This is a genomic window from Thermococcus sp. PK (assembly GCF_000430485.1).
In the GTDB taxonomy this organism is placed as follows: Archaea; Methanobacteriota_B; Thermococci; order Thermococcales; family Thermococcaceae; genus Thermococcus_A; species Thermococcus_A bergensis.
This window is the reverse complement of the sequence record NZ_KE387145.1, coordinates 176,267-178,272: the sequence shown is the minus strand read 5'-3', so window position 1 is coordinate 178,272 and position 2,006 is coordinate 176,267. Positions and strand designations below refer to the sequence as shown.

General features: G+C 42.4%; 2 protein-coding genes and 1 pseudogene. All 3 read right to left on the bottom strand.

What is annotated here, in order from left to right:
• Nucleotides 1–358 (bottom strand): annotated as a pseudogene (locus tag THEPK_RS13310) (hypothetical protein); the annotation flags it as partial.
• Nucleotides 359–534: 176 nt separating this feature from the next.
• A protein-coding gene (locus tag THEPK_RS12440; RefSeq protein WP_156882090.1) for an IS982 family transposase occupies nucleotides 535–1,406 on the bottom strand; the annotation gives its coding sequence in 2 pieces (ribosomal slippage) (nucleotides 535–980 and nucleotides 980–1,406; 873 coding nt in all).
• Nucleotides 1,407–1,607: 201 nt separating this feature from the next.
• The coding region (locus tag THEPK_RS00960; RefSeq protein WP_232194496.1) for a hypothetical protein at nucleotides 1,608–2,006 on the bottom strand (399 nt) is incomplete at its 5' end.

Below are 2,006 nucleotides of genomic sequence, written 5' to 3'. Positions count from 1 at the left end.
GACCCTTTCTCTTCATGATCTCACGAACTTTCGTGGAAAGGACTTCAATAGGCTTTTTGAGTGTTCGCTGACCGTTTTCATAAATCTCTATGAAACTCTTACCTACATAGTTCTCGAATTGAAACTCTGCCATGTAAATCTCAGGAGTAATTTTCGTGGCTTTTATTTTTTTATCAAAAAGGCGTAAGATAAATTCTCGATCACCTATTAGAAGATATGGCTTCCACTCAAAAAGATAAACCGTCCCATTCTCTGGGTCTAGCCACAATTCTGCATCTTCTTTACCCGTTGACTGAACCTTGGGCTTAAGGTGATATCCACGTTCAAGTTCAATAACATTCTCTTCGGAAGTCTCCACGAAACGGCCCCCTTGATAGTTTTTTTAGTCCTTCTTGAACATGTATCTTTGAGCACCAATAGTTTGGATGTCATCGTAAATTGTTACCCTCATATTTACACCCCGATGAGTGACTTAACTTATTATTATTTTATTATTTTTCAAATCCTAAATAAAAATTTCCAAAATACATCACCCTAGTTCCCACCATCTGTGAAGTTGTATAATCTGTCCAGATTCACGGCCAGAATCGCCCCTAAAATCCTGACAACCAACCCCCTCAAACTAACACTCCTGCTCGGCTTCAGAAGAAACTCAGAAAACTTCGAAAACAAAGTCTCAATCCTCCTGCGAAAGTCAGACAAGTACTTGTAAAACTTCTTCTCCTCCAGATTACTAACCTGATTCTCCCGCTTCACCGGCGTGTAAACAACGCCAAACTTCAGGAATTCCTCCTGAAGTTCTCTACTAACGTAACCCTTATCCAAAAACAGAAAACAGCCAGAAAACTCCTCAACAATCACCCAGAACTTTTCCCTGACAACACTCACATCATGCTTGTTTGCCGGATCAACGGACAGCAAAGCCAACAGGTTCCCATCAGAGTAACAGGTCAGCTTGTACCCATAGTAAAACTTTTTTTAGAGGGAACAAACCCAACTGCGGGCTTTTCAGAGATGATTTCTGAAGAACCCTTCTTCTCCTTCCTGTTTTTTCTGGCCAACTCCTTGGTCTGAATGGGCTTTGAGTCCAGTATTCTAACGTATTCTCTGGCGTGTTTTTTGAATAATTCTTCCTGCGCTAGGAGCAGGAGTTTTTCGTGCCTGTTCAAGCGTTCTGTTAGTTTGTTGTACCTGATTTTTGGGAACAGCTTCATTTCTTCGATTAGGACTCTGTAAGCGTGCTTGTAAACTCCTCCGAAGTGCAGGTGGGCTAGTATTGCGAAGGTTATCAGGTCGTAGAGGCTGATTACTTCCCTGCGAGTGTTTTTCGGGTAGTGTTTGCTGATTATCGGATAGATTTCGGATTTTATGATCAGGATTTCCTGCTGAAAGTTCATAACAACCACCAATCAACCAAAAGACTTAAGTGCTTATAACTCTAACGATCTAATGGGAACTAGGGTAAATACATCATACCTTCTCTTTGACTCACAAAAAGACCAAGGAATATTCCTTCGGGAATGAGCATTATCAAGCGCCCCCGAATTTACAATACTCCCTAATCGGATACTTCCATTATTCTGGATTGGAAGTGTAAACTTCTTTTTTCAGCCCAAGCTCTTGGTAGATTCCCCCTCCCAGTCATCCAGCGGACTTGAAAGCTTCTCATTTCTGATGTGGACGGAATACCACAGGCCCCCATAGCGCTTTAGATAGTCGAGCTGCCTGACCACTGTGCTGTCAGGGAGTGGAACTATCAAGAGGCCGATATCATCCCTCTGAAGGTTTCTGCGGGCTATTTCCCTCAGCTTTTCAACTTCCGGGTTTCCCCCAATTTCTATTCTCTCCGCTTTGAAATTACGTCCAAAGACCTTTTCCGCCATCTTTATGAGCTCGGGATCTTTGGTAACGTAAATCCCCACCATCAGGAGAGCATCTTCAAGCATATTTTCAATGGAGGGAATCCAGATTACTGATCTTTTTCCCAAGTCTTTCTCAAGACATGG